General features: G+C 60.8%; 17 protein-coding genes. 6 read left to right on the top strand and 11 right to left on the bottom strand.

From position 1 onward, the window contains the following. The first annotated feature begins 5 nt into the window (after positions 1-5). Positions 6-1226 carry a glycosyltransferase family 1 protein gene (locus K3819_RS04540; RefSeq protein ID WP_085611347.1) on the top strand — a complete coding sequence of 407 codons (1221 nt, stop codon included), beginning with the start codon at positions 6-8 and terminating at the stop codon, positions 1224-1226. Here K3819_RS04540 and K3819_RS04535 read toward each other — a convergent pair. The 3 genes from K3819_RS04535 to K3819_RS04525 all read right to left on the bottom strand — a co-directional run bounded on the left by K3819_RS04535 (position 1195) and on the right by K3819_RS04525 (position 3547). Then, entirely contained in the window at positions 1195-2298 is a 1104-nt protein-coding gene (locus K3819_RS04535; protein WP_064600676.1) for an NADH:flavin oxidoreductase, read from the bottom strand. The genes K3819_RS04540 and K3819_RS04535 overlap by 32 nt on opposite strands. A 157-nt stretch (positions 2299-2455) precedes the next feature. After that, a complete protein-coding gene (locus tag K3819_RS04530; protein WP_007959082.1) occupies positions 2456-2938 on the bottom strand; it encodes a glutathione peroxidase in 483 nt (160 codons plus the stop codon). A 123-nt stretch (positions 2939-3061) separates the two neighbouring features. Continuing rightward, positions 3062-3547, bottom strand: coding sequence for a peptidylprolyl isomerase (locus K3819_RS04525; RefSeq protein WP_007959084.1), 486 nt, complete (start codon positions 3545-3547; stop codon positions 3062-3064). Here K3819_RS04525 and K3819_RS04520 point away from each other — a divergent pair. The 3 genes from K3819_RS04520 to K3819_RS04510 are packed head-to-tail and all read left to right on the top strand — an operon-like array spanning position 3546 to position 6924. Next, entirely contained in the window at positions 3546-3854 is a 309-nt protein-coding gene (locus K3819_RS04520) for a DUF3565 domain-containing protein (RefSeq protein ID WP_085611462.1), read from the top strand. The two genes, K3819_RS04525 and K3819_RS04520, sit on opposite strands and share 2 nt — an antisense overlap. Positions 3855-3914: 60 nt before the next feature. Continuing rightward, the gene (gene pta / locus K3819_RS04515; protein WP_085611346.1) at positions 3915-6014 is read left to right on the top strand and encodes a phosphate acetyltransferase; all 2100 of its coding nucleotides are present in this window, start codon (positions 3915-3917) and stop codon (positions 6012-6014) included. A gap of 4 nt (positions 6015-6018) precedes the next feature. Then, positions 6019-6924: an acyltransferase gene (locus K3819_RS04510; RefSeq protein WP_221398717.1), complete on the top strand. Its 906-nt coding sequence runs from the start codon at positions 6019-6021 to the stop codon at positions 6922-6924. Between the two features lie 461 nt (positions 6925-7385). Here the strand turns inward: K3819_RS04510 and cysN are convergent, their stop codons facing one another. The 3 genes from cysN to K3819_RS04495 all read right to left on the bottom strand — a co-directional run bounded on the left by cysN (position 7386) and on the right by K3819_RS04495 (position 11105). Continuing rightward, the gene (cysN, locus tag K3819_RS04505) at positions 7386-9284 is read right to left on the bottom strand and encodes a sulfate adenylyltransferase subunit CysN (RefSeq protein ID WP_039769320.1); all 1899 of its coding nucleotides are present in this window, start codon (positions 9282-9284) and stop codon (positions 7386-7388) included. Positions 9285-9293: 9 nt separating this feature from the next. After that, complete coding sequence (gene cysD / locus K3819_RS04500; protein ID WP_007912374.1) at positions 9294-10211, bottom strand: sulfate adenylyltransferase subunit CysD; 918 nt, start codon at positions 10209-10211, stop codon at positions 9294-9296. A gap of 135 nt (positions 10212-10346) precedes the next feature. Continuing rightward, entirely contained in the window at positions 10347-11105 is a 759-nt protein-coding gene (locus K3819_RS04495; RefSeq protein ID WP_085611343.1) for a Nif3-like dinuclear metal center hexameric protein, read from the bottom strand. A 103-nt stretch (positions 11106-11208) separates the two neighbouring features. Between K3819_RS04495 and algW the strand changes: the two genes are divergently transcribed. Next, on the top strand, positions 11209-12366 hold the full coding sequence (gene algW, locus K3819_RS04490) for a Do family serine endopeptidase AlgW (RefSeq protein WP_085611342.1): 1158 nt from the start codon (positions 11209-11211) through the stop codon (positions 12364-12366). A gap of 188 nt (positions 12367-12554) precedes the next feature. Beyond that, a complete protein-coding gene (locus K3819_RS04485) occupies positions 12555-12974 on the top strand; it encodes a hypothetical protein (protein WP_085611341.1) in 420 nt (139 codons plus the stop codon). Between the two features lie 50 nt (positions 12975-13024). Here the strand turns inward: K3819_RS04485 and hisC are convergent, their stop codons facing one another. From hisC to K3819_RS04460, 5 genes are all read right to left on the bottom strand, one after another. Then, positions 13025-14077 carry a histidinol-phosphate transaminase gene (gene hisC / locus K3819_RS04480; protein WP_221398716.1) on the bottom strand — a complete coding sequence of 351 codons (1053 nt, stop codon included), beginning with the start codon at positions 14075-14077 and terminating at the stop codon, positions 13025-13027. A gap of 2 nt (positions 14078-14079) precedes the next feature. Next, entirely contained in the window at positions 14080-15405 is a 1326-nt protein-coding gene (gene hisD / locus K3819_RS04475; RefSeq protein ID WP_064593403.1) for a histidinol dehydrogenase, read from the bottom strand. 124 nt (positions 15406-15529) lie between these two features. Continuing rightward, positions 15530-16165: an ATP phosphoribosyltransferase gene (gene hisG, locus K3819_RS04470; protein WP_007953554.1), complete on the bottom strand. Its 636-nt coding sequence runs from the start codon at positions 16163-16165 to the stop codon at positions 15530-15532. Between the two features lie 127 nt (positions 16166-16292). Then, a complete protein-coding gene (murA, locus tag K3819_RS04465; protein ID WP_074691804.1) occupies positions 16293-17558 on the bottom strand; it encodes a UDP-N-acetylglucosamine 1-carboxyvinyltransferase in 1266 nt (421 codons plus the stop codon). A 22-nt stretch (positions 17559-17580) separates the two neighbouring features. Continuing rightward, positions 17581-17820 (bottom strand): BolA family protein, encoded by a 240-nt coding sequence (locus K3819_RS04460; RefSeq protein WP_039769303.1) that lies wholly within the window; start codon positions 17818-17820, stop codon positions 17581-17583. Positions 17821-17894: the final 74 nt, after the last annotated feature.

The raw sequence follows: 17894 nt of genomic DNA, 5'->3' as shown, positions 1-17894 counted from the left end.
ACGACATGGCCTCAGCCGACACTGAGGCCATGACGACAGCTCTACATATCACCCTCATCAGCGAAACCTTCCCACCGGAAATCAACGGCGTGGCCAATACCCTTGGCCGCCTGTGCGACGGATTGCGCGCACGCGGGCATCGGGTGGAACTGGTGCGACCGCGTCAGGCTGACGATCCGCAGCGAAGTGAAGATGACTCGCTGCTGCTGTGCCGAGGCTGGCCGTTACCGGGTTATCCGGGGCTGCAATGGGGGCAGTCGTCGATGCACAAACTGTTGCGACGCTGGACGCGCCAGCGCCCGGACGTGCTCTATATCGCCACCGAAGGCCCGCTCGGGCTGTCGGCACTGCGCGCGGCACGCCGACTCGGTATTGCCGTGGTCAGCGGCTTTCACACCAATTTCCAGCAATACACCCACCAGTACGGGCTGGGTTTGCTGACCCGCGTGCTCACCCACTATCTGCGCTGGTTTCACAATCGTTCGGCCCTGACCCTGGTGCCGAGCGTCAGCCAGCGCCTGGAGCTGGAGCGTCGCCACTTCGAACGCCTCGCGCTACTGTCCCGGGGTGTCGACAGTCAGTTGTTTCACCCAGCCAAGCGCCTGAATGCCTTGCGTGAGCAATGGGGTCTTGGCGAGCAGGACATTGCGGTCATTCACGTAGGACGCTTGGCGCCGGAGAAGAACCTCGGTCTGCTCAAGCGCAGTTTCGAAAAGCTCGCCGGCACTTACCCACAACGTAATCTGAAGCTGATCGTGATCGGCGACGGGCCGCAACGAATGGCATTGGAAAAGGAACTGCCCGAGGCGATTTTCTGCGGCTCGCAACGTGGCGAAGCACTGGCGGCGCACTACGCATCGGGGGATGTGTTTCTGTTTCCGAGCCTGACCGAAACCTTTGGCAACGTCGTGCTGGAAGCGCTGGCCTCAGGCCTGGGGGTGGTGGCTTACGACCAGGCCGCGGCGGCCCAGCATATTCGCCATGGCTACAACGGCGTGCTGGCGATGCCCGGGGATGAAGAGGCGTTCTGCGAGGCAGCAGCGTGGCTGCTGGAAGAAGACGAAAGGTTGCGCTGCGTGCGCCTGAATGCACGCCAACACGCCAGCCGCCAGGGTTGGGCGGCTATCGTCGAACAGTTTGAAAACCATTTGCTGGGGGCTTGCCGCGACCTGCGCGACAAGCCTCCCACAACGATCAAACCAGCGTCATCAACGCCTCACGGCTGAACGGCAGAATGTCCTGCTCGCGGCCTTCGCGCACTTTTTGCGCCCAGTCCGGATCCACCAGCAGCGCACGCCCCACCGCCACCAGATCAAACTCATCGTTGTTCAGTCGCTCCAGCAGTTTTTCCAGACTGGCCGGTTGCGCGACCTTGTCGGTGTTGACCATGAACTGCAGGAACTCGCCGTCGAGGCCGACGCTGCCGACGGTGATGGTTGGTTTGCCGGTCAGCTTGCGTGTCCAGCCGGCCAGGTTCAGGTCGGAACCGTCGAATTCCGGCTCCCAGAAACGGCGCGTCGAGCAGTGGAAAATGTCCACGCCGGCGTCGGACAGCGGCTTGAGGAATTCGCCCAGCGCTTCGGCGGTTTGCACCAGACGCGCGGTGTAGTCCTGCTGTTTCCACTGCGAGAAGCGGAAGATGATCGGGAAGCCTTCGCCCACCGCTGCGCGTACGGCCTGAATCAGCTCGATGGCGAAACGCGAACGGTTGGCCAGGCTGCCACCGTATTCGTCGGTGCGCTGGTTGCTGCCTTCCCAGAAAAACTGGTCGATCAGGTAACCGTGGGCGCCGTGGATTTCCACGCCGTCCATGCCGATGCTCTGGGCATCTTTCGCCGCTTGGGCGAAGGCTGCGATCACGTCCTGAATGTCCTGTTTGGTCATGCCGTGCACCACGACCTGACCGTCCTTGAGTTTTTCCGACGGGCCGTAACCCGGCACGCTCGCGTCCGGTTCGGTACCCAGACGGCGCACATTGCCGACGTGCCACAGTTGCGGAACGATCTTGCCGCCTTCGGCGTGAACCGCGTCCACGACTTTTTTCCAACCGGCCAGCGCGGCTTCACCGTAGAAGTGCGGCACGTTCGGGTAACCGTTGGAAGCCTGATGGCCGACGGTGGTGCCTTCGGTGATGATCAGGCCGACACCGGCCGCCGCACGACGACGGTAGTACTCGATCACTTTGGAATTGGGCACACCGCCTGGAGAAAACGAGCGGGTCATGGGCGCCATGACCACGCGGGTCGGCAGTTCGAGGGCACCGAGCTGGAACGGTTTGAACAGGGCTTGCACGGGCATGGGAGGCTCCACGAAAAATTGATCGACGGTCATGCGAATCATATGACGGCGATAATATGCGCAGTTCCAACCAACCGATAGCACTATTGATCTGAATGATTAAGGGTCAAAAGGCAGGCGAAAAAAATCGCAGCTCGAGGGCTGCGATTTTTGTGTTTCAGCTCAGGGCTTTTTCAATCGCCGTGATCACCGAAGGATCATCCGGCGCCGTGCGTGGCGAGAACCGTGCCAGTACCCGGCCGTCCTTTCCAAGCAGGAATTTCTCGAAATTCCAGGTGATGTCACCGGGAAACTCCGCGCCCTCGCCCGCCAGCAGACGGTAGAGCTGATGACGGTCGTGACCGTTGACTTCGAGCTTTTTCGACAACGGAAAACTCACGCCATAGTTGAGGCTGCAGAATTCCTGGATCTCCTGCTCACTGCCCGGTTCCTGGCCGGCAAACTGGTTGCACGGCAGGCCCAGCACACTGAAGCCTTTGCCTTTGTATTGCTGATAAAGGTTTTCCAGCGCCGCGTACTGTGGGGTCAAGCCGCATTTGGAGGCGACGTTGACCACCAGCACGACTTGGCCCTTGAAGGGTGCCAGCGGTAGCTCCTGGCCATCCAGGGCTGTCAACTTAAGGTCGTGAAAAGCACTCATGACGAACTCCAGATTCCCGTTTTCTACTCGAAACAGCCACTTGGCGAGACCACCAAGGACAGCCGCGGACTAAAAAGGCGCCCTCGGGCGCCTCTCCAGTACTCGAAAGCTTAGCGCAGAAAATCAGTGGTGATGGCCACCTTCGCCATGGACGTGACCATGAGCGATTTCTTCCTGGCTGGCGTCACGGATGGCAACGACCTTCACTTTGAAGTTCAGGCGCTGACCGGCCAGCGGGTGGTTGCCGTCGACAGTGACGTCGTCGCCGTCCAGGTCACGAATGGTGACGATCTGCATCTGGCCGTCCGGCGCCGAAGCGTGGAACTGCATGCCGACTTCCAGCTCGTCAACGCCTTCGAACATGCTGCGGCTCAGGGTGCTGACCAGTTCAGCGGCGTATTCGCCGTAGGCATCTTCCGGCTCGACGGAAACGTCCAGCTCGTTGCCGACTTCTTTACCTTCCAGGGCTTTTTCCAGGCCCGGGATGATGTTGCCTGCGCCATGCAGGTAGACCAGCGGAGCGCCGCCGGCGGAGCTGTCGATGACCTCACCAGCGTCGTTGGTCAGGGTATAGTCGATGGAGACAGCCTTATTGGCGGCGATCAGCATGGGGCGAGACCTTTTGCATAAGAATGAAGAACGGACAAGTCTAAACAAGGATTTGCCCGAAAGCGAACAGAACCCGGACAGACGGGATCGATTGGCGCCCGTGACCGTCAGCGGATTCCATCAGGACGAGGACGGCCACTGGGTCGCCGAGCTCTCCTGCGGCCACACCCAGCACCTGCGCCACCTCCCGCCCTGGCAGTCCCGGGCGTGGGTGCTGGACGCCGCGCAACGTATTGAAAAAATAGGCCAACCCTTTGCTTGCGGTTGGTGCGCTCAAGGCTCGGTTAGCGATAACCTTGGCGACTGAATTGCGGCAGATCGGCACACAGAGACGATCGCCATTGCCATGCACCCTTAGAGAATCCGCATGCAAACTTTTTTTATCGCGCCCACCGACTTTGGTGTGGGTCTGACCTCCATCAGCCTCGGGCTGGTGCGTACGCTGGAGCGTGCCGGGCTGAAAGTCGGCTTCTTCAAACCGATTGCCCAGCCGCATCCGGGCGACACCGGCCCTGAGCGTTCGACTGAACTGGTAGCGCGCACCCACGGCCTGAAACCGCCGCAGCCACTGGGCCTGGCCCACGTCGAGCGGATGCTCGGCGACGGTCAGCTCGACGAGTTGCTCGAAGAAATCATCACCCTCTACCAGCAGGCCGCCATCGGCAAAGACGTGCTGGTCGTCGAAGGCATGGTGCCAACCCGCAGCGCCAGCTACGCCGCGCGGGTCAACCTGCACCTGGCCAAGAGCCTGGATGCCGAGGTGATTCTGGTCTCGGCCCCGGAAAACGAAGTGCTGACCGAACTGTCCGGCCGCGTCGAGTTGCAGGCGCAACTGTTCGGCGGGCCGAAAGACCCGAAAGTCCTCGGCGTGATCCTCAACAAGGTCAAGACCGACGAGAGCATGGACGCCTTCGCCGCGCGTCTGAAAGAGCACTCGCCGTTGCTGCGCACGGGTGATTTCCGTCTGCTCGGCTGCATTCCGTTCCAGCCCGAACTCAACGCTCCGCGCACCCGCGACGTCGCCGACCTGATGGGCGCCCAGGTGCTCAACGCCGGCGACTATGAAACCCGGCGCATGACCAAGACCATCATTTGCGCGCGCACCATGCGCAACACCGTGGATCTGCTCAAGCCCGGCGTGCTGGTGGTGACCCCCGGCGATCGCGACGACATCATCCTCGCCGTCAGCCTAGCCGCCATTAACGGCGTACCGCTGGCCGGCCTGTTGCTGACCAGCGACACCCTGCCAGACCCACGCATCATGGACCTGTGCCGTGGCGCATTGCAGGCTGGCTTGCCAGTGCTGTCGGTGAGCACCGGCTCCTACGACACGGCCAACCTGCTCAACGGCCTGAACAAGGAAATCCCCGTCGATGACCGCGAACGTGCGGAGATCATTACCGACTTCGTCGCCAGTCACCTCGATGCCAACTGGCTGCACCAGCGCTGTGGCACGCCACGGGAAATGCGCCTGTCGCCGGCGGTGTTCCGCTATCAGTTGATTCAACGCGCGCAGGCCGCCAACAAACGCATCGTCCTGCCCGAAGGCAGCGAGCCGTTCACCGTGCAGGCGGCGGCAATCTGTCAGGAACGCGGGATCGCCCGTTGCGTGTTGCTGGCCAAACCGGCTGACGTCGAAGCCGTAGCCCGGGCCCAGGGCATCGCGCTGCCGCCAGGGCTGGAAATCCTCGATCCGGACCTGATCCGCGAGCGCTACGTCGAGCCGATGGTCGCGCTGCGCAAGAGCAAAAGCCTCAACGCGCCGATGGCCGAGCAGCAACTCGAAGACACCGTGGTGATCGGCACCATGATGCTGGCACTGGATGAAGTCGACGGCCTGGTCTCCGGCATCATCAACACCACGGCCAACACCATCCGTCCGGCGCTTCAACTGATCAAGACCGCTCCGGGCTGCACACTGGTGTCGTCGGTGTTCTTCATGCTGTTCCCCGAAGAAGTGCTGGTCTACGGCGACTGCGTGATGAACCCACACCCGAGCGCCAGCGAACTGGCGGAGATCGCCCTGCAAAGCGCCGACTCGGCCGCCGCGTTCGGCATCACCCCGCGCGTGGCGATGATCAGCTACTCCAGCGGCGAATCCGCCACCGGCGAAGAAGTCGAGAAAGTCCGCGAAGCCACCCTGCTCGCCCACGAACAACAGCACTCGTTGCTGATCGACGGGCCGTTGCAGTACGACGCCGCCGCCAACGAAACCGTGGCCCGGCAACTGGCGCCGAACAGCCAGGTGGCCGGCCGCGCCACGGTGTTCGTGTTCCCCGACCTGAACACCGGCAACACCACCCACAAAGCCGTGCAGCGCAGCGCCGATTGCGTCAGCCTCGGCCCGATGCTGCAAGGCCTGCGCAAACCGGTGAACGATCTGCCGCGCGGCGCGCAGGTCGACGACATCGTCTACACCATTGCCCTGACCGCGATTCAGGCTGCCAACCGACCTCTGGATATCTGACCCGATGCTGGCTTTTCTCCCTGCCCCTCTGCGCGGCGTGATCGCCGCGCTGCTGCTGGCGCTGAACACGATCCTGCTGTGCTCGTTCCTGTTTCTCGTGGCGCTGATCAAAGTGCTGCCGTTCGACCTCGCACGCCGCGCCTCGCGTTGGCTGATGAGCCACACCCACGAAGCCTGGATCAGCAACAACAAAGGCTGGATGAACCTGGTCCGCCGCACCCGCTGGCACCTCAGCGGCCTGCAAGGCCTGGACTATCAACACTCGTACCTGATCACCAGCAACCACCAGAGCTGGGTCGACATCCTGGTGCTGCAATACGTGCTCAACCGGCGCATCCAGCCGCTGAAGTTCTTCCTCAAGCAGGAACTGATCTGGGTCCCGGTCATCGGTCTGGCGTGGTGGACACTGGGCTTCCCGTTCATGAAACGCTATTCAAAAGCCTATCTGGAAAAACACCCGGAAAAGAAAGGCAAAGACCTCGAAACCACCCGCAAGACCTGCGCGAAATTCCGCGACAACCCGGTAGGCATCTTCAACTTCGTCGAAGGCACACGCTTCACCGAAGGCAAGCACGCGCAGCAGCAATCACCGTTCAAATACCTGCTCAAGCCCAAAGCCGGCGGCATTGCCTTCGTACTGGATGCGATGGGCGAACAGCTGGAATCGATCGTCAACGTCACCATCCACTACCCCGGCGGACGCCCTGGCTTCTGGGATCTGCTGTGCGGCAACGTCCGAGACGTAGTGGTGCACTTCGAAGAACTGAAAATCCCACCGCAGTTCATCGGCAAAAACTACGACCAGGACGGCGAATACCGCCTGCAATTCCAGGGCTGGATCAACCAACTGTGGCAAGACAAGGATGCATTGCTCGAGCAGATGCACCGCGAATATCCCAACCGACGCTGATCTTCCGTGTGGGAGCGCCTGACGGTGGTTGGCTGTCAGGTGCTCCCCCGGAAGAGCAAAGCACCCCTTCCCGCACCTGCTCTTCACCACTCAACACAATGAGCGTTAGCTCGAGTACCGCTTTTGACGTGCCGGCCCCATCGGAAGGCTGAGTGGAGGGAATCATCCGGGGGTGGGAGCGCAGCGACCGTGCGGCGCAGCCGCATGCATCGAGAGGAGGTGCAGCGAAGCAAACCGTAGGCGATGCCCCCGGATGAATCCCGGAGCGAAGGAACCCCGAGCCCCAGCGAGGGGCCGAACGCCGGGGCCCAGACCTTTGGTTACTTTGGGGCGTTTGCCAAAGTGACCCGCCGTAAGGGCGGAACCATAATCCGCAACACCCGAAGAAACGGATATTCACACAACAAAAAAAGCCCACCGATAATCACTCATCGGCGGGCTTTTTCATTCGCAGCTAACGCTTAAATCGCGCCACGCTTACGCAACAGGTCCAGCACCTGCTTCACACTTTCATCCAGCGACAACGACTGGGTATCAATCACCAGATCAGCATCCAGCGGCACGTCATACGGGAACGACTCACCCGGAATGTTATCGCCACCCGCAGCATACAAACCTTGCGGATCACGCTCGGCGCAAACAGTCGGCGAAGCCTGAACATAAACCGTCAGCAAACGATCCTTGCCAATCAGATCCTTCGCCTGCTCACGACCTTCGGCACTCGGCGCCACAAACGCCGCAAGCGTCAACAGACCCGCTTCGTTGAACTGACGCGCCACATGCGCGGCACGACGCCAGTTCTCGGTGCGACCGGCGCGATCCTGCGGCAGACCCTTGTTGAGATCGTGACGCAGGTTCTGGCCATCCAGCACAAACACCGCACGACCCAGATCAAACAGCTTGCGCTCGACCGCGTATGCCAAGGTGCTCTTGCCAGCGCCGGACAGGCCGCTGAACAGCACGGTAGCCGGTTGCTGACCGAAACGCTGAGCGCGTTCTTCGGTCGCTACATGGGCCAGCTTGCCGTGATGCGTAGCCGTACCGTGGGTCACCGGCTGAGCGACGATCATGCCGGCGCCGACGGTGCCGTTGGTCAAACGGTCGATGACGATGAACGCGCCGGTGGTGCGGTTGCTGTCGTAACCGTCGAGGGCGATCGGCGCGTCGAGCGCGATCTTCACCTTGCCGATTTCGTTGAGCTGCAACGCGCTCGCCGGGCCTTCTTCGAGGGTGTTGACGTCGACCTTGTTGACGATGCTGGCGATGGAGCCCGGCACGTAACTGGTGGCGCGCTTGATGTCGTATTTCTTGCCCGGCAGCATCGGCTCTTCAGCCATCCACACCAGCATCGCTTCGAAGCTGTCGGTCACTGGCGGAACGTTGTCGGCGTGAACCAGCAGGTCGCCACGGGAGATGTCGATTTCGTCTTCCATGGTCAGCGTTACCGCTTGGCCAGGACCTGCGTGTTCCAGCTCACCTTCGAAAGTGACGATGGATTTCACGCGGCTGCTCTTGCCCGACGGCAGGACCACGACTTCGTCGCCCTTCTTGACGATGCCGCTGGCCAGGGTACCGGCGAAACCGCGGAAGTTCAGGTTCGGACGGTTGACGTACTGCACCGGGAAACGCAGATCGGTGAAGTTGCGATCGCCCGCCACTTCCACGGTCTCGAGGATTTCCATCAGCGACTGGCCGGTGTACCACGGCGAGCGCTCGGACTTGTTCACCACGTTGTCGCCCTTCAGAGCGGACATCGGCACGAAGTGCATGCTGGTCGGCTTCATCTTCAAGCCTTCGGCGAACTTCAGGTAGTCGGCCTTGATCGACTCGAACACGCCCTGATCGAAGCCCTTGAGGTCCATCTTGTTGATGGCAACAACGATGTGCTTGATGCCCAGCAACGAGGCGATGAAGCTGTGGCGGCGGGTCTGGGTCTGCACGCCGTAACGGGCGTCGACCAGGATGATCGCCAAGTCACAGGTGGACGCACCGGTGGCCATGTTGCGGGTGTACTGCTCATGGCCGGGGGTGTCGGCGATGATGAATTTGCGCTTGGCGGTGGAGAAATAGCGGTAGGCGACATCGATGGTGATGCCCTGCTCGCGCTCGGCCTGCAGGCCGTCAACCAGCAATGCCAGGTCGATGTCGTCACCGGTGGTGCCGACTTTCTTCGAGTCGCGGGTGATGGCTTCGAGGTGATCTTCGTAGATCATCTTCGAGTCGTGCAGCAGGCGCCCGATCAGGGTGCTCTTGCCGTCATCGACGTTACCGCAGGTCAAAAAGCGCAGCAGCTCTTTACGTTCGTGCTGGCCCAGGTAGGCGAGGATGTCCTCGCTGATCAAATCAGATGCGTGCGACATGACAACCCCTTAGAAATAACCCTGACGTTTCTTGTCTTCCATCGAGCCTGCGCCATCGTGGTCGATGACCCGGCCCTGGCGCTCGGAAGTTCGCGTCAGGAGCATTTCCTGAATGATGTCCGTCAGGCTTTCGGCCTCGGACTCCACCGCGCCCGTCAACGGGTAGCAGCCAAGGGTACGGAAACGCACTTTCTTTTTGACGATGCGCGCCTTGTCCTCGTCGGACAGGTGCTCGAGGATGCGCTCGTCGTCGATCATGATCAGCGTGCCGTTCTTCTCGATCACTTCGCGTTCGGCGGCGAAGTACAGCGGTACGATCGGGATGCCTTCGAGGTAGATGTACTGCCAGATGTCCAGTTCGGTCCAGTTCGACAGCGGGAACACACGAATGGATTCGCCCTTGTTGACCTTGCCGTTGTAGACGTTCCACAGCTCGGGACGCTGGTTCTTCGGGTCCCAGCGATGTTTGCTGTCACGGAACGAGTAGACGCGCTCCTTGGCGCGGGACTTCTCTTCATCGCGACGGGCACCGCCGAAAGCGGCGTCGAAACCATGCTTGTCGAGTGCCTGCTTCAGGCCCTCGGTCTTCATGATGTCGGTGTGCTTGGCGCTGCCGTGGGTGAACGGGTTGATGTTCTGCGCCACGCCGTCGGGGTTGATGTGAGTGATGAGGTCCAGGCCAAGCTCTTCGACCATCTTGTCGCGGAACTTGTACATTTCCTGGAATTTCCAGCGGGTGTCGACGTGCATCACCGGAAACGGCAGTTTGCCCGGGAAGAACGCCTTGCGTGCCAGATGCAGCATCACGGCGGAGTCTTTACCGATGGAGTACAGCATCACCGGGTTGTCGAACTCGGCGGCCACCTCGCGGATGATGTGGATGCTTTCCGCCTCCAGCTGTTTCAGATGCGTCAGTTTGTCGACCATGGCTACTCACGAAAGCTTTCTTATGAACGGCCAGCGGGCCGTGTTCGAGCGGGGAATCCTAGCACAGCGCCCCCTTCTAATCAGGACGCCAACTAGATCGAAAGGGTATATGAATATGCCTGCCTGTTCGGGCGCTCAGATCGGATTCGGGCAGTCGATAAAGATGTGCTCCAGCGCAAAACGTTTCGCCAGATAATCGCCCAGCGCCTGCACGCCATAGCGTTCGGTGGCGTGGTGGCCGGCGGCGATGAAGCTGATGTCGTTTTCCCGGGCGCTGTGGAACGTCTGCTCGGAGGCTTCGCCGCTGAGGAACAGATCGACGCCGGCAGCGATGGCGTTATCGATGTAGCCCTGACCGCCACCGGTGCACCAGCCGATCCGACGGATCATCGCACTGCCTTCGACCAGCAGCGGTTCGCGGCCCATGACTTCCTGCACTTTGCGAGCGAAGTCACGCGGGGTCATTGGTTCGCTCAGCGAACCGACCAGACCGACGATCTTCAGGTTGTCCGGGTCCAGCGGCCCTTCGACGGTGATGTCCAGTTGACGGGCCAGTTGCACGTTATTGCCGACATCCGGATGCAGATCCAGAGGCAGGTGATAACCGAGCAGACTGATATCGTGCTTGAGCAGCGTCTTCAAACGGCGCTGCTTCATGCCGGTGATGCACGGGTTCTCGCCCTTCCAGAAATAACCGTGATGCACCAGCACCAGATCGGCTTCGGCTTCGACGGCGGCATCGAGCAACGCCTGGCTGGCGGTGACACCACTGACGATGCGCATCACCTGCGGACGGCCCTCGACCTGCAGACCATTGGGGCAATAATCGGCAATTTTCGCACTGCCAAGGTAACGGTCGGCTTCTTCGACCAGGGTGCTCAGGGCGACGGCCATGAAAGACTCCTAAATATCCCGTTCAGAGGCACGCGCGGCCTCGTATAATGCGCGACATTATGGGCGGTCTGACCCCGCCTGCAACTTTTCCAGGACGTGCTTAATGCTCAAGGCGCTGCGTTTTTTCGGCTGGCCGCTGTTGGCCGGCGTGCTTATCGCTCTGTTGATTATTCAGCGTTACCCGCAGTGGGTCGGGCTTCCGAGCCTCGACGTCAACCTGCAACAGGCCCCGCAGACCACCAGCGTGCAGCAGGGGCCGGTGTCCTATGCGGACGCGGTGAGCATCGCCGCGCCTTCGGTGGTCAACCTCTACACCACCAAAGTCATCAACAAGCCGAGCCATCCGCTGTTCGAGGATCCGCAGTTCCGCCGCTTCTTCGGTGACAATTCACCGAAGCAGAAGCGCATGGAATCAAGCCTCGGCTCCGGGGTGATCATGAGCCCGGAAGGCTACATCCTGACCAACAACCACGTCACCAGCGGTGCCGACCAGATCGTCGTGGCGCTCAAGGACGGTCGCGAAACCCTGGCCCGAGTGATCGGCAGCGATCCGGAAACCGACCTCGCAGTCCTGAAGATCGACCTGAAAACCCTGCCGTCGATCACCGTCGGCCGCTCCGACAACATCCGCATCGGCGACGTCGCACTGGCCATCGGCAACCCGTTCGGCGTCGGCCAGACCGTGACCATGGGCATCATCAGCGCCACCGGCCGCAACCAGCTGGGCCTGAACAACTACGAAGACTTCATCCAGACCGACGCGGCGATCAACCCGGGCAACTCCGGCGGCGCACTGGTCGACGCCAGCGGCAACCTCACCGGCATCAACACCGCGATCTTCTCCAAGTCCGGCGGCTCCCAGGGCATCGGTTTTGCGATCCCGGTGAAACTGGCGATGGAAGTGATGAAATCGATCATCGAGCACGGCCAGGTAATTCGCGGCTGGCTGGGCATTGAAGTGCAACCGCTGACCCAGGAACTGGCCGAGTCGTTCGGCCTGTCCGGACGTCCGGGTATCGTGGTGGCGGGGATTTTCCGCGACGGCCCGGCGCAGAAGGCCGGCCTGCAACTGGGTGATGTGATCCTCAGCATCGACGGCGAACCGGCCGGCGATGGCCGCAAGTCGATGAACCAGGTGGCGCGGATCAAGCCGACCGACAAGGTCACGATTCAAGTGATGCGCAATGGCAAGGAGCTGAAGCTGACCGCCGAAATCGGTCTGCGTCCGCCACCGGCGCCGCTGAAAGAAAAAGAAGAGTAAGGAAGACTGACTGTGTGAGCGGGATCACTCGCTCATACAACATTCATTTCCTTACATCTGCTTTATTACTTCTTGCTATTAAAGACCAAGCAGAAAGTTGTCTCCACCTGCCAGATCTGACAGGTTCATTCTCTGGAACATTGTCTTACGCTTGAACCTCGACAACTTCCTGGAAGAGCGAGGCAATAATGGATATTCAAGAAGCCCTTAAAAATCTGCAAACCTCCAAGACCACTGGCGAAGTGGTTGTCAGCGTGAACGGAGGCACAGAAGTTAAATTCAAAAAGGTAGATCTTCATGATTTCGGAGAAGAAAAGGGTGGCTATATAGCGGGATACACGGATACCACATCCCTGATCGCATTCGGGTATCCAGGCACCGTCAAGGACGGGCCCAATTCCGCCAAGTACAAGAATGATTTTCAGGAGCCATATATGACCTGGATGCTTACCGACGCAAGCGGAAAAAATTATTACGCGCGAGAAGGTACGCTAAAGATAACCTTCTCAAAATATCTTCAGATCGCTGAAGGGAGTTTTGACTTCATCACTGATAATAATGACAAAGTTTCTGGAACGTTCTCCGTCACTAACATCAATCCCGCCTGACATTTGGCTACACAGTTCCCACTTGCATGGGAACTGTGTTCCTTTAGCGATTACAACTGCCCGAACCCCTCAATCAACGCCTGATTCTGCTCTGGCGTACCGATCGAGATCCGCAGGAACTGGGCAATCCGCTCCTGCTTGAAGTGACGCACGATCACGCCCTGTTCACGCAGTTTGGCTGCCAGCCCTGCCGCATCGTGTTGCGGATGACGGGCGAAGATGAAGTTTGCCGCCGACGGCAGCACTTCAAAGCCCTTGGCCTGCAACTGCGCAACCACCCATTCGCGACTCTCGATGACCAGTGCGCAGGTCTTGTCGAAGTACTCGCGATCCTCGAACGCCGCCGCCGCGCCGACGTTGGCCATACGATCGATCGGATAGGAGTTGAAGCTGTTCTTGATCCGCTCCAGCGCCTCGATCAGGTCTGGATGCCCGACCGCCAGACCGACCCGCAGGCCCGCCAGCGAGCGGGACTTGGACAGGGTCTGGGTCACCAGCAGGTTCGAGTAACGGTCGACCAGACTGATCGCGGTTTCACCGCCAAAGTCGATGTAGGCCTCGTCGACCACAACCACCGAATCCGGGCTGGCCTTGAGGATCTGCTCGACCGCTTCCAGCGCCAGCAGGCAACCGGTCGGTGCGTTCGGATTAGGGAAGATGATCCCGCCGTTCGGCTTGGCGTAGTCGGCCGGGTTGATCTGGAACTGCGCATCCAGCGGCACCGCGTCGAACGTGATGCCGTAAAGGCCGCAGTAAACCGGATAGAAGCTGTAGCTGATGTCCGGGAACAGGATCGGCTGATCGTGTTGCAGCAGACCGTGGAAGATGTGCGCCAGCACTTCGTCCGATCCGTTGCCGAGGAACACTTGATTGCTCTGTACGCCGTAGTAGCTGGCGACGGCGTTTTTCAGCCGATCGCTGTTCGGATCCGGGTACAGGCGCAGGTTGTCGTTGAGTTCGGCCTGCATCGCCGCCAGAGCTTTCGGCGACGGGCCGTACGGGTTTTCGTTGGTGTTGAGCTTGACCAGACGGGTCAGCTTCGGCTGCTCGCCCGGCACGTAAGGCACCAGATCCTTGACGAACGGGCTCCAGAATTTACTCATGTTCAGTTCCCCTTCACTTCGTCTTTGATGCGGTATTCGGCGCTGCGCGCGTGGGCGCTCAGCGATTCGCCACGAGCCAGGATCGATGCAGTCTTGCCAAGCTCCGAAGCGCCGGCCTCGGAGCAGAAGATGATCGACGAGCGTTTCTGGAAGTCGTACACGCCCAGCGGCGAAGAGAAACGCGCAGTGCCGGAGGTCGGCAGCACGTGGTTCGGACCCGCGCAGTAGTCGCCCAGCGCTTCGGAGGTGTGACGGCCCATGAAGATCGCGCCGGCGTGGCGGATCTGCGGCAGCCAGGCCTGCGGGTCGGCGACCGACAGCTCAAGGTGTTCCGGGGCGATGCGGTTGGCGACTTCGATGGCCTGGGTCATGTCACGCACGTGGATCAGGGCACCACGGCCGTTGATCGAGGTTTCGATGATGGTTGCGCGATCCATGGTCGGCAGCAGCTTGTCGATGCTCGCGGCGACCTTGTCGAGGAACTCGGCGTCCGGGCTGACCAGGATCGCCTGGGCGTCTTCGTCGTGCTCGGCCTGGGAGAACAGGTCCATGGCGATCCAGTCCGGATCTGTCTGGCCGTCGCACACCACGAGGATTTCCGACGGGCCGGCGATCATGTCGATGCCGACCTGACCGAACACGTGACGCTTGGCCGTGGCGACGTAGATATTGCCCGGGCCGACGACCTTGTCCACCTGCGGCACGCTTTCGGTGCCATAGGCCAATGCGGCAACGGCTTGCGCGCCACCGATGGTGAACACCCGGTCGACGCCGGCGATGCATGCCGCCGCCAGCACCAGCTCGTTGACTTCGCCGCGCGGGGTCGGCACCACCATGACCACTTCGGTCACGCCGGCGACCTTGGCCGGAATCGCGTTCATCAACACCGACGACGGGTATGACGCCTTGCCGCCCGGCACGTACAGACCGGCGCGATCCAGTGGCGTGACCTTCTGACCCAGCACGGTGCCGTCGGCTTCGGTGTAGCTCCAGGAGTCCTGCTTCTGTTTTTCGTGATAGCTGCGCACGCGGGCGGCGGCTTTTTCCAGCGCTTCGCGTTGCGGGACAGTGATGCGGGTCAGGGCCAGTTCCAGACGCTCGCGCGGCAGGATCAGATCCGCCATCGAAGCGACTTCGAGGCCGTCGAATTTCTGGGTGAACTCGACCAGCGCCGCGTCACCGCGCTCGCGCACAGCCTTGATGATGTCCAGCACCCGCTGATTGACCGAGTCGTCAGACACACTTTCCCAGCTCAGCAGATGATCCAGATGATGCGCGAAATCCGGGTCAGCAGCGTTGAGTCGGCGAATTGCAGTCGGTGCGGTCATAGCGAGAGCCTCATAGGAATGGCAAAAACTCAGGCGCCCTAACTTAGCAGTCGTTCCGCTTGGGCACCTGAGATTCTGGCTATGAGGCGGATAGACGGGCGCGACTTAAGGTCGCGCAGGTACATCAGCCGCGGTGTCGAGACTCCACTGCCTTGCGCAGGGTGTCGATCAACGCCTGGATTCGGGCGTGTTGCATTTTCATCGAAGCCTTGTTCACCACCAGACGCGAGCTGATCGTGGCGATCAGTTCCTGGGGTTCCAGGCCGTTGGCACGCAGGGTGTTGCCGGTGTCGACCACGTCGATGATCTTGTCGGCCAGACCGATCAGCGGCGCCAGCTCCATCGAGCCGTAGAGCTTGATGATGTCGACCTGACGGCCCTGCTCGGCGTAGTAACGCTTGGCGACGTTGACGAATTTGGTGGCGACGCGCAGGCGGCCCTTGGGCTCGACCGCGCCGACCTTGCCGGCGGTCATCAGCTTGCACTGGGCAATCTGCAGATCCAGCGGCTCGTATAGGCCTTGGCCGGTGTATTCCATCAGCACGTCTTTACCGGCAACGCCGAGGTCGGCCGCGCCATGCTCGACATAGGTCGGCACGTCGGTGGCCCGCACGATCAACAGGCGAACGTCTTCCTGGGTCGTGGGGATGATCAGCTTGCGGCTCTTGTCCGGATTCTCGGTCGGCACGATGCCCGCTTCGGCCAGAAGCGGCAGGGTGTCGTCAAGGATGCGGCCCTTGGACAGTGCGATGGTCAACATGGGAAACGTCAGTCCTTATCAAGGTACTCATGTCCGGTCGCAATCGGCGCCGGACATACATCGAGGGCGTTGCCACCCCCGATCAAAACGAATTCAACGGACACTTCCCTGTGTCCAGATGCAGCGACTAGCCCGGAACGCGACGGATCCTGGCGCCCAGCATCTGCAGTTTTTCCTCGATGCACTCGTAACCACGGTCGATGTGGTAGATGCGGTCGATCAGGGTATCGCCTTCAGCCATCAGGGCCGAGATCACGAGGCTGGCCGAAGCCCGCAGGTCGGTAGCCATGACTGGCGCGCCCTTGAGGATTTCAGTACCGGTCACGATGGCCGTGTTGCCCTCGACCTGGATCTTGGCGCCCATGCGATGCAGTTCGTAGACGTGCATGAAGCGGTTTTCGAAGATCGTCTCGATCACGGCACCGGTGCCTTCGGCAATGGCGTTGAGCGAGATGAACTGCGCCTGCATGTCGGTCGGGAACGCCGGGTACGGTGCCGTGCGCACGTTGACCGCTTTCGGGCGTTTGCCGTGCATGTTCAACTCGATCCAGTCTTCACCACAGGTGATTTCTGCGCCGGCTTCACGGAGTTTTTCCAGAACGGCTTCGAGAATGGTCGGATCGGTGTCCTTGACCTTCACGCGGCCACCGGTGACCGCAGCGGCCACCAGGTAGGTGCCGGTTTCGATGCGGTCAGGCATGACCTTGTAGAAAGCCGAGCCCAGACGCTCGACGCCATCGATGGTGATGGTGTCGGTGCCGGCACCGGATACCTTGGCGCCCATGGCGTTGAGGAAGTTCGCCAGGTCGACCACTTCCGGCTCACGGGCGGCGTTCTGCAACACGCTACGGCCTTTGGCCAGAGCGGCAGCCATCATGATGTTCTCGGTACCGGTCACACTGACGGTATCGAAGAAGAAGTGAGCGCCACGCAAGCCGCCTTCAGGCGCCTTGGCCTTGATGTAGCCGCCTTCGACGTCGATGACCGCGCCCATGGCTTCCAGGCCACGGATGTGCAGGTCGACCGGACGCGAACCGATGGCGCAACCGCCAGGCAGTGCGACTTCGGCTTCACCGAAACGCGCAACCATCGGACCCAGCACCAGGATCGAGGCACGCATGGTTTTCACCAGTTCGTACGGGGCGATCAGGGTCTTGATGGTGCGCGGGTCGATTTCGACGCTGAGCTTCTCGTCGATCACAGGCTCGATGCCCATGCGACCGAACAGCTCGATCATGGTGGTGATGTCGTGCAGGTGCGGCAGGTTGCCGACGGTAACCGGGCCATCGCACAGCAGGGTGGCGGCCAGGATCGGCAGGGCGGAGTTCTTCGCCCCGGAGATGCGGATCTCGCCATCAAGACGAGCGCCACCGGTAATAATCAATTTATCCATAAGAATCTCGACGCCCTAGGGCTCAGGTGCGCTCGGCCCAGGCCGCGCTGCTGAAAAATTTCATAGTGACCGCGTGGATGCTGCCATCGGCGATCCAAGGGTTCAAATGGGCATAGATGCTTTGCTGACGCTTGACCGGGCTCAACGCCGCCAGTTCATCACTAATCACGTTCAGCTGAAAGTTGCAGCCTTCGCCTTCAACTTCCACCAGCGTTCCTGGCAGCTTTCCTTCAAGGAAGCTCTTCACTTCTACGGCCTGCATGCTCAACCTCAATCGGCGCCCTGTGCGCACGGGTCGGACATCATACAAAAAAGCCCCGCGCCTGCGAACCCCGC

Source organism: Pseudomonas sp. 3-2, from assembly GCF_019710535.1.
Taxonomy (GTDB): Bacteria; Pseudomonadota; Gammaproteobacteria; order Pseudomonadales; family Pseudomonadaceae; genus Aquipseudomonas; species Aquipseudomonas pharyngis.
Note: the sequence above shows the minus strand (reverse complement) of the source record. Positions and strands in the feature narration are given on the sequence as shown.

Bases quoted from the DNA above. Each gene is read 5' to 3' on its own strand.
- K3819_RS04540 (WP_085611347.1), top strand. From the start codon at position 6: ATGGCCTCAGCCGACACTGAGGCCATGACGACAGCTCTACATATCACC.
- K3819_RS04535 (WP_064600676.1), bottom strand. From the start codon at position 2,298: ATGCCCGTGCAAGCCCTGTTCAAACCGTTCCAGCTCGGTGCCCTCGAA.
- K3819_RS04530 (WP_007959082.1), bottom strand. From the start codon at position 2,938: ATGAGTGCTTTTCACGACCTTAAGTTGACAGCCCTGGATGGCCAGGAG.
- K3819_RS04520 (WP_085611462.1), top strand. From the start codon at position 3,546: ATGGGGCGAGACCTTTTGCATAAGAATGAAGAACGGACAAGTCTAAAC.
- K3819_RS04525 (WP_007959084.1), bottom strand. From the start codon at position 3,547: ATGCTGATCGCCGCCAATAAGGCTGTCTCCATCGACTATACCCTGACC.
- pta (WP_085611346.1), top strand. From the start codon at position 3,915: ATGCAAACTTTTTTTATCGCGCCCACCGACTTTGGTGTGGGTCTGACC.
- K3819_RS04510 (WP_221398717.1), top strand. From the start codon at position 6,019: ATGCTGGCTTTTCTCCCTGCCCCTCTGCGCGGCGTGATCGCCGCGCTG.
- cysN (WP_039769320.1), bottom strand. From the start codon at position 9,284: ATGTCGCACGCATCTGATTTGATCAGCGAGGACATCCTCGCCTACCTG.
- cysD (WP_007912374.1), bottom strand. From the start codon at position 10,211: ATGGTCGACAAACTGACGCATCTGAAACAGCTGGAGGCGGAAAGCATC.
- K3819_RS04495 (WP_085611343.1), bottom strand. From the start codon at position 11,105: ATGGCCGTCGCCCTGAGCACCCTGGTCGAAGAAGCCGACCGTTACCTT.
- algW (WP_085611342.1), top strand. From the start codon at position 11,209: ATGCTCAAGGCGCTGCGTTTTTTCGGCTGGCCGCTGTTGGCCGGCGTG.
- K3819_RS04485 (WP_085611341.1), top strand. From the start codon at position 12,555: ATGGATATTCAAGAAGCCCTTAAAAATCTGCAAACCTCCAAGACCACT.
- hisC (WP_221398716.1), bottom strand. From the start codon at position 14,077: ATGAGTAAATTCTGGAGCCCGTTCGTCAAGGATCTGGTGCCTTACGTG.
- hisD (WP_064593403.1), bottom strand. From the start codon at position 15,405: ATGACCGCACCGACTGCAATTCGCCGACTCAACGCTGCTGACCCGGAT.
- hisG (WP_007953554.1), bottom strand. From the start codon at position 16,165: ATGTTGACCATCGCACTGTCCAAGGGCCGCATCCTTGACGACACCCTG.
- murA (WP_074691804.1), bottom strand. From the start codon at position 17,558: ATGGATAAATTGATTATTACCGGTGGCGCTCGTCTTGATGGCGAGATC.
- K3819_RS04460 (WP_039769303.1), bottom strand. From the start codon at position 17,820: ATGCAGGCCGTAGAAGTGAAGAGCTTCCTTGAAGGAAAGCTGCCAGGA.